General features: G+C 54.9%; 12 protein-coding genes. 7 read left to right on the top strand and 5 right to left on the bottom strand.

Annotation, left to right across the window (positions count from 1 at the left end; all coding sequences use genetic code 11):
* Positions 1 to 178 precede the first annotated feature (178 nt).
* Positions 179 to 991: a DNA adenine methylase gene (locus FHR87_RS18375; protein ID WP_183168225.1), complete on the bottom strand. Its 813-nt coding sequence runs from the start codon at positions 989 to 991 to the stop codon at positions 179 to 181.
* Positions 992 to 1,078: 87 nt separating this feature from the next.
* Here FHR87_RS18375 and FHR87_RS18370 point away from each other — a divergent pair, with 87 nt between their 5' ends.
* From FHR87_RS18370 to FHR87_RS18350, 5 genes are all read left to right on the top strand, one after another.
* Positions 1,079 to 1,300 (top strand): helix-turn-helix domain-containing protein, encoded by a 222-nt coding sequence (locus FHR87_RS18370; RefSeq protein ID WP_183168224.1) that lies wholly within the window; start codon positions 1,079 to 1,081, stop codon positions 1,298 to 1,300.
* Positions 1,301 to 1,370: 70 nt separating this feature from the next.
* A complete protein-coding gene (locus FHR87_RS18365) occupies positions 1,371 to 2,186 on the top strand; it encodes a DUF7687 domain-containing protein (RefSeq protein WP_183168223.1) in 816 nt (271 codons plus the stop codon).
* 313 nt (positions 2,187 to 2,499) lie between these two features.
* Positions 2,500 to 2,637 carry a hypothetical protein gene (locus tag FHR87_RS18360; protein ID WP_183168222.1) on the top strand — a complete coding sequence of 46 codons (138 nt, stop codon included), beginning with the start codon at positions 2,500 to 2,502 and terminating at the stop codon, positions 2,635 to 2,637.
* Positions 2,600 to 2,746, top strand: coding sequence for a hypothetical protein (locus tag FHR87_RS18355; protein WP_183168221.1), 147 nt, complete (start codon positions 2,600 to 2,602; stop codon positions 2,744 to 2,746). The genes FHR87_RS18360 and FHR87_RS18355 overlap by 38 nt, the downstream gene beginning before the upstream one ends.
* 265 nt (positions 2,747 to 3,011) lie before the next feature.
* Positions 3,012 to 3,203, top strand: coding sequence for a helix-turn-helix domain-containing protein (locus tag FHR87_RS18350; RefSeq protein WP_183168220.1), 192 nt, complete (start codon positions 3,012 to 3,014; stop codon positions 3,201 to 3,203).
* Between the two features lie 63 nt (positions 3,204 to 3,266).
* Here the strand turns inward: FHR87_RS18350 and FHR87_RS18345 are convergent, their stop codons facing one another.
* Positions 3,267 to 3,665, bottom strand: coding sequence for a type II toxin-antitoxin system VapC family toxin (locus tag FHR87_RS18345; RefSeq protein WP_183168219.1), 399 nt, complete (start codon positions 3,663 to 3,665; stop codon positions 3,267 to 3,269).
* Complete coding sequence (locus tag FHR87_RS18340) at positions 3,662 to 3,928, bottom strand: AbrB/MazE/SpoVT family DNA-binding domain-containing protein (protein ID WP_183168218.1); 267 nt, start codon at positions 3,926 to 3,928, stop codon at positions 3,662 to 3,664. The genes FHR87_RS18345 and FHR87_RS18340 overlap by 4 nt, the downstream gene beginning before the upstream one ends.
* A gap of 471 nt (positions 3,929 to 4,399) precedes the next feature.
* On the opposite strand from FHR87_RS18340, the gene FHR87_RS18335 reads away from it, so the two are divergent.
* Together FHR87_RS18335 and FHR87_RS18330 are read left to right on the top strand one after the other, a co-directional pair.
* Positions 4,400 to 4,630 (top strand): hypothetical protein, encoded by a 231-nt coding sequence (locus FHR87_RS18335; RefSeq protein ID WP_183168217.1) that lies wholly within the window; start codon positions 4,400 to 4,402, stop codon positions 4,628 to 4,630.
* A gap of 1,467 nt (positions 4,631 to 6,097) precedes the next feature.
* Positions 6,098 to 6,931, top strand: a complete 834-nt coding sequence (locus tag FHR87_RS18330; protein ID WP_183168216.1) for a replication initiation protein — start codon at positions 6,098 to 6,100, stop codon at positions 6,929 to 6,931.
* On the opposite strand, the gene FHR87_RS18325 is transcribed toward FHR87_RS18330, so the two are convergent.
* The gene (locus tag FHR87_RS18325; protein WP_183168215.1) at positions 6,928 to 7,326 is read right to left on the bottom strand and encodes a hypothetical protein; all 399 of its coding nucleotides are present in this window, start codon (positions 7,324 to 7,326) and stop codon (positions 6,928 to 6,930) included. The genes FHR87_RS18330 and FHR87_RS18325 overlap by 4 nt on opposite strands.
* Positions 7,327 to 7,399: 73 nt before the next feature.
* Positions 7,400 to 7,621, bottom strand: coding sequence for a type II toxin-antitoxin system YafQ family toxin (locus tag FHR87_RS18320; RefSeq protein ID WP_183168214.1), 222 nt, complete (start codon positions 7,619 to 7,621; stop codon positions 7,400 to 7,402).
* Positions 7,622 to 8,142 lie beyond the last annotated feature (521 nt).

Genomic DNA, 8,142 nt, shown 5'->3' with positions numbered 1-8,142 from the left:
CCAAAAGCGCCGCGCGGCGGCGGTCCGCGGCCTACCGCTCCGCGCACAACTCGGCTGAAAGCCGCGCACCAGAGACTCGACCACGGTGGCTGGAGTACCAGTCCCACCGCTCAGCCCCACAACTGCCCATATCAGTTATTGATATGTTTCCTACAAACTCTAACGTCGGAGTTGCTAATTAATAGTTTTTAATTAGCAACTCGATTATATCCCTTTTACTAGATTTTAAATTTATTTCTCTGCGAGCACTAATTTCTTTTATATTAAAACCAGAAAATACATGGCGTACAAACTCTGTATCACTATTACTGACAGCCCATCTGACGCCTTTCTGGTCTAGTTCACGACATAGCGCCCCAAGCCGAAGCTGATCATTTTCACGAAACTGAGCTTCTGTATATCGATTAAAGTCAGAATAACCACTCAATTTATAATAAGGGGGATCCAGATATACAAAATCTTTTGGTGTTACATCAAATAATGTACGCTCAAAGTCCCCAGACCGTATCTCTGTTTGCTGCAGAGCGAAAGAAACAGCCTTCAAGTTGTCTGGATCGTAGTATCTACGATCATACTCCCCATAGGGAACATTAAACTCCCCCTTGCGGTTAACTCTGAAGAGGCCGCGAAAGCAAGTTTTGTTTAGATATATAAAATGAGCTGCTCTCTGCTCTAGACCAATAGATGCTGGAAGAACTTTTCTAACACGTAAATAATCTTCTTTTGTATTTGGAATTGAGTCTAGAATCTCTGCAACCTTTTCCCATGCATCTCGTATAGCACGATAGGTATCGATTAACCACCTATTGTGATCGCCAATAACTGCTTTGTGCGGACAGAGTGAAAGAAAAATACTTCCTCCTCCAACGAAAGGCTCATATAGCCGTTCGAAGTCATGAGGAAATTCCGTGGATAAAAGAAGGGCTAAGGACTGCTTGCCGCCAGCCCATTTAATGAAGGGTTTCGGTGTGAGAGTAGGAGTGAGCATCATGGCCTTATGATACTTATAGTCTGTAGACTGTCAAGTAGCATTTTTGGATGCTGGCAATATAGCGACTTTAAGGCTCATGAGGCCAGGATGAAGAAAGATGCGATCTGTATAGCGTTTGGAGAGACTGTTCGAAATCTACGCAAAGCAAAGGGAGTTTCCCAAGAAGAGTTCGCAGATAAAGTTGGTATCCATCGAACATATATCGGCGGAATTGAGCGCGGAGAGCGGAACCCTACGCTTACAACAATACAGCGAATAGCAGAAAGTTTAGGGGTTAGCGCAAAAGATTTGCTTCCAGAGAATTTTTAAAAGCCAGACACTCGGCTTGCCGATTTTGTTGGCAGAGCTTTTATATACCATTTAATTAATAGGTACTGTTGTGCGTGGTTCAGAAAGATGGCTGAGTTTGGGGTGGCGGCATCCTTTATGGGATCTACACCGATTTTATCTATCCCTCTCTAAGCAAAAAGCATTTCAACAAGCGTGGCTTGAAGAGTTGCGTTCAAAGCGAGCAATTGAACTTCCTGATGGTAGCGAGCTTCCAATCGAAGCTCAGCTTGTTGACCTTTTTTTCGAATATCAAGAAGAACGAAAAATACAGCTTTTAAAAGCGGAATCTTTTCTACGCACAGAGGCCGAAGCTCTTGCTTTTTGTGAAAGCAAAAATGAGGCTGTTAGGCGTACACGCACTAAGAATGCTGACCATCATCAATCATCAAAAGCTATGATCGCGGCAGTCTCTGCTGTGGCAAGAGAAGTCAGCAATAAGCATGGGACAACAGCAAACCTTGACCCACAGACACGGTGTGTATGGTGCTCTACAAATGATTTACATGTTTCTGCCCGAAATTTAGACGGAGCAATTCCGGGACTTGCAAATCCGCTGATCGTTTGGGAAATCAAAGAGTATTGGGGGCAAACAAAAGGCGGCAGTAAAATGAGTGATGCCGTCTATGAGTGTCACTTGGTAGGGATGGAGTTACGAGAGTTCGAAAGCAAAAGCGGCATCTCTATCAACCATATAGTATTTGTTGACGGCAAGGAACAGTGGTCTGTACGCAAATCAGACTTACGGCGCTTTATTGATTTATTGAATCAAGGCCTTATCGATTATTTAATAATCGGTCGAGAAGTTGAAGAAGAGTGGGAAATTGTTCTCGACAACTTGCTTAGCTCTTCCTCCGTGCGGCAGTGATAGACAGAAGCAGCGAGGTTAAACCTCGCTGCTTTTATGCTTCCTGGTTTCGCCGTTTCCCTGTTTACCCGCTTGACGGCCTGGAGCTTCGCGTAACGGGTGTTCTGTTCAATCGGCCCCCCAGCAAGGCCCGCCCCTGGCGGGCTTTTTTACGCCCGGCGGCGGCTGCCAGAGGGGAGGGGACTGGCCTACCATCGAGTGGGGTACTGGTTTGGCGCTGGCCCCAACCTTATCGCGAACAGGAAGCGGCCCCATGTACGAGCCCTTGGTCGATGCTCGACCACCACCAGGACGAAGAAGGAGCGAAGGCGTGATGAATGACCTGCAAGAGCTGCTACAGCGTTACCCTTACCCCCACCGCCTGCCGGACGTGCTGGAGGCCGTCCAGGCACGCGCCGCCATGCTTCAGGATCATGGAACAGGCTCAGGCTACCCACGTTGCCCAGTATGACGTGTGGGCCTTCATGGCGTGCGATATGGCTCTAGAGCGGGCACAGAAGGCCGGCACGACGCTGGAGGCCGAGCTTGCCCAGGTGATCCGCGAGAGCGGCACGAACTGATGCGACACACATTGTCGCGGGGCTGTGGTAGGCACCCGAAACGGATGGGGGTCAAGGCTCGCGCTTGCGCGACCGCGCAGCGGCCCCGGCCTTGACGCCCAGGAGTGCCCCCAGCCTCGGTCTGGGGTGCAGGGGAGCTTTTCCCCCTGCACCCCTGCCACGCGGCGAGCCGCCCCCGGAGGGCCGCCCGAGGCGACTTTACCGGGCTGGAGGCCGCGAACCATGCACGCCGAATCAACCCCCCATCGTGACGGATGACCTGCACATGACCGACCAGCTACACACTTACGACCCTGCCGACAGCCTGACCACCGCCGAGGGGATCGCCCTTTTTCTGGCCGACGCCGAACAGACGGGGGACGCCGCCTATATCGTCCAGGCGCAGGCCATAGCCGAGCGAGCCAGGGCACGCCTTGAGGAGTGCAGGTCAAACGTCACGCCGGCAGACGGGCAATAAAAAACCGGGCCTTTGGCTCGGTTTCATTTTTGCATCCGCGATTAACCCGCTATCGCTCACCTCTTATGAGAGGAGTCTGGCGGACTGTCCTTGTGCGGAAAGCAGCTTTACCGCTTTCTTGTCGAAGGAAACGAAGGTTTCACCACCTAGCCAGTTGCCATCGTAGGCAATGACGCCATCGGCAAAGTCGCCGCCAGCATCAAGGACCGATAAACCAGCCTCAACAGCGGGCCGGTTGACGACTACGTTCTCTGTATTAAGTAGGGCACGGATCGCGGCAGAAATATCCTCACGTGCAGTTTGATATTGCCGGGCCAAGACCCATGCGAACTCACACAGAGATTGCAGGCTTACAGCTACCATATCTGCGCTTGCCAACAGCTCGATAGCGGCTTGGGATTGCTCTGCATCGTCAGCTACACAAGCACGCAGCAGCACATTTGTATCGGCTGTGATCTTCATTCCTTGCCAGCCCCTGCGTCTGCGCCTGCGTCAGCTATCGCCTCGTTGATTTCATCGATGGTCAGAGTGCGGCCGTTTGTCTTGCCTATCAGGAAGCCCTGTAGATCCCGGAACGAGCCTTTCGGCCGTACGGCTTTCAGTTCCACCCGGCCATCGGGCAGCTTTTCGATCTCGATTTTTTCCCCTGGCTGGATACCGAGGTGCTGGAGCACATCTTTCCGAAACGTGACCTGTCCCCTGGTGGTAACGGTCAGTATTGCCATGGCAAAAGCCCTCTTTTTGGCCCTCTTCATTGATAGCCATAACGTAATGCAAATTTACATTACATAAAAGACCAAGGCATTCTGGTTATAGATGCTTATTTGCCAATAGCTAGCGACCAGCCCCCACCTTCTAGGCATTGCCCGTTGTAATCCATGAGCACGGAAGATCTGAGCATCGCATGAGCTCGACATGAGCGTTGTGGCACAAGTGGCACCACGAAACCTATCCTGCACTAGAAATCCAATCCCCCCTCAAAACAAACCATAGGAAGCATTTAGGAAGCACCTGGGAAGCAAAAAGGAAGCAAAAAGGAAGCAGGAAGAGAGCAAAAAGGAAGCAAAAAGCAACAGGCAGGGAACAAAAGGCAACATGTTGCCTGCCAAGGTCGGCAGGAAACCTACCACTTCAGCCGCCAGCTCGACGGAAAGCCCAGAGCCTGTCGGAGTCACGCAAACGCCAAGGCGTGACGAATGACCTATTTTTCGCTCCTCAAGACGACCGGCCTGGCCCCGACCACCTACTGGGTCGACGTGGTCGATGATTCCGGCACGGTGCTGCTGGATTCCCTGGTCAGGTCAGGCCTAGGACATGGGGGTTTGGGGAGTAACGGAACAGAAAGTGCACTTAAGCCCGGTGCCGGCCTGCAAACGTCTGGTGAGTTCGGAAAAATCACCGTTTTGTCAGTCTCTTACAGCCCCTGACGCCAGAGCGGTCCAATGCATAAAAAGCGGTGCGGAAAAGCCGTTCGCCGAAACAAAGTCTGGATAACCGCCCATGTTTTCGGCAGCGATGAACTCTTTCAGCCTTACTACGTTACGTTGGTTTTTGGTTCCGTTGCTCCCCAACCCCCGATTCCGACTCACGCACCTGGGGGCACTCCAGCGCCTACCAGCCGGCATCGGCCGGTGCCCTATGGTAGAAGGATTCCGACTCGCGCACCTGGGCGCGCTCCAGCGCCCACCAGCCGGCATTGGCCGATGCCCCTATGGTGGAAGGATTCCGACTTGTACGCCTGACTCGCTCCTAGACCTCCCTAATGGCAATCGGGCGCCTCTGCGAGCAGGGGACAAACGCAGCGCGTCAGGCTTTGGAGGACTCGTAGAGGCCCTTTTCAGGGTTTCCAAGGGCCTCCTTGAGCATGCGGATGTATACATCCCTCGCGTGCCTGTGTTCTAGGCTATGGCTCTTGCGCTCTTGCCTGCCACCATGGTGTCAGGCATTTGTCAGGCAAAAGCAGGTTAATTGTCAGGAGTTAGGGCGCCGATGTGCCGTTTGCTGGCTTTTTGTCAGGCATTTGTCAGGCCTTTGGGGTCACGTCTGTGGTCCCTCCAGGATTAACGTTTCATCACACGTCGCATTTTCGCGCCCGCGAAAATCACTGCTTAAGCAACTGCCGGATGCTGCGAGCCTCTCAACTGGCCATGCCGAAGCTGGAGGGCCGCTCCTGGGCGTCAAGGCTCGAATCCGCTCGGCTGTGCTACCCGTACTCGCTCAGCAGGCTCAAGCCTTCGGCTCCTTCTTCGTCCTAGTAGTTCGTGCGGCCTTGCTTTCGGCCTCCGGGGGCGCGGGTGCGTCCAGCCACCGGAACGACCTGGGCGGTTTGCGACCGTCGCTACTCACGCATATAAGCGTCGCAGAGTGAGCACCCTAGGCAACCCCATACCCAGCCACCCAAACGGATCTCCTGGAGCCTCCTGGAGGCCTTGGCGTCGATGTGCAGCCGATGGCTAGCCCCCCCTTTGGGCTGGATCGCTCGCGCGCAGCGCTGGATCTGCACCGACGCTGCCTGCTTAGCACATGGCGACAGACCCAGGCAGGGGAAATTGGCAGCCGAGGGTGGTGGGGCCAGCCTAGCCCGGAGGGGTGGCCTCCTGGAGGTGAGGCCGCGCTTTCCCCGCCCCTTCAGGGGCATGAATAAGCGGCCGCCGGTGGCGGCCTCGTAGCGCGAGGCTCGCGCGCATTGTTTTTACTTTTACTCTTTTAAAACCTTTTAGGTCAGCTGTAGGCCGCGCCATTGCTGGGTTTCAGCGGTTAAATGTGGAGGGATTGACGGTTAAATGTGGAGGGATTGACGGTTAAATGTGGAGGGATTGACGGTTAAATGTGGAGGGATTGACGGTTAAATATGAGAATAATATATTTCTCATATTTGTACAGGGAGTGCTGTCATGCCGCAAGAGCTGCAGGTCGTAAAGTCCAACCACATTATTTCCGCATCCTACCGGTTGAGTGCCGTCGAGCAGCGGTTGATTCTGAGCTGCATTGCCCAAGTGCGCCGTGACGAGGAAATCACCGATGAAGTTCTTTATTCAGTGACAGCGGCTGAGTTTGCCAAGCTGTGTGGCACCGATCAGAAGACTGCTTACCGCGACCTTGCTGCAGCAGCTGATCGACTTCTAGAACGGCGTATAACGATTATGTTTGAGCCGAATGGAGAGGCTCGGCCAGAACGAAAACGCCGTACCGTATGGGTACAGACGGCGGATTACATTGAGAAGGAGGGGCGTGTCGAACTGCGGTTTGGCAAGGATATTCTTCCTTTCCTGATCGGGCTTACCGAGCAGTTCACTCGTTACGCCCTGTCGGCAGTGTCAAACATGTCCAGCGCCTATGCCATCCGCCTGTTCGAGCTGCTAGCCCAGTTCGGCAGTGTCGGCAGCCGGGAGATCAGCGTCGAGCAGTTGCGCGACTGGTTCCAGCTTGAGGACCGCTATCCCCTCATGGCGGACTTGCGCCGCTGGGTAATTGAGCCTGCCGTAGCCCAGGTCAACGAGCACAGCCCCTTGGCCGTGAAGTGGGAGCAGCGCAAAACCGGCCGCAAGGTCACGCACCTGGTGTTCACCTTCGGTCCGAAGAAAACCACCAAGCCCGCGGCCAAGGGCGCGAACACTGCTCTCACTCCTGCCGACATGACCGATACGGAGATGGCCGCCCACGCTCGGCCGGGCGAGACCTGGGAGCAGCTGCGCGCCAGGCTGAGGAAGGCAGGCACGGCCGCCTAATCCCCAAGCCCTTCGAGCAGATCAGCGAAGGACTGTGGGGCGGGCCTGTCCGCTGCCGGCACAGCCTTCGCCGGCGGCGGCTTATGGTCGATCCGCAGCAGCGCTTCCCGTAGTTGCTCAATCTCCTTCCGCAACGGTTCAAGCGCTTCCGCTACCGCCTTGGCGATCACGTCGCCCAAGTCGCCGGGGACTGTGACGCCATGGGACATTTCCAGTGTGACGCCATGGGACGGTGACTCGAAAGGACCGTAGACACGCAGCAGTTCGGCGGTATCGATATAGCGCCGACCATCGGGCTGCAAGCCGTATGACAGACGGCCTTCAGCCATCGCCCGGTAAAGCGAGCGGCGTGTCCTGCCGACCAGTGACGCGGCCTCGTCGATGGTGTGACGCATGGGGGTGTTCCGTCCTATGACGCGTCACACTCTAGCAACAGCAGCCTCACATTGAGCGCTTCGCCGCGCACATTCACCACCTCAGCTCGCTGTGAGAACCCAGGCGTACGAGCTGCAACCGCCCGGCATCCGGCTTCCGGTAGATCAGCACCAGGTCCGGCTTGATGTGGCAGTCGCGATGGTCTTTCCAGTCGCCAGTCAGCGGATGGTCACGATGTCGCGGCTCCAGTGACTTGTCATTCGCCAGAAGCTCCACCACATGAAGCATCCAGATAGAGATAGATATTTTTTGCATAGCAAAAAATATTTTGAATGTTTATGCATGTGGCCTGTCTAGCCTATAAGGTGTGTGCTCGAAGGTATGTGACTTGCATGAGTACCCTTGTCCCTCCCTTATGGAGGGACTTTTTTTGCATTGCAAAATTATGCCACAGCCCGGTAGGTAGCCCCGCAGCTCTCTCCCTGTAAGCCATCGCCTACAGCAGATCGAGCGCTTGCCCAATAGGCGTGCAGCAGCCACCTGGGTAGAGTGACTCCCATACCGACATCGACGGATCGATGAAGGCTGCTAGGGATTGAAGCCAAGGGAACCGTCGCAAGGATCGCGGCATCATCAGGATGATGACTCCCAGGGATGAGGTGAGACGACACAAACGGCGAGGCTAACCCCTCGCCGTTTTTGTGTGCGCGGGAAAAAGGCGCCCCGCCTCCCGCACCACGTCCAAAAGCGCCGCGCGGCGGCGGTCCGCGGCCTACCGCTCCGCGCACAACTCGGCTGAAAGCCGCGCACCAGAGACTCGACCACGGTGGCTGGAG

The sequence above is a fragment of the Azomonas macrocytogenes genome, from assembly GCF_014191985.1.
Taxonomy (GTDB): Bacteria; Pseudomonadota; Gammaproteobacteria; order Pseudomonadales; family Pseudomonadaceae; genus Azomonas; species Azomonas macrocytogenes.
The sequence above is the reverse complement of the archived record's forward strand: the minus strand, read 5'-3'. Positions and strand labels throughout refer to the sequence as shown.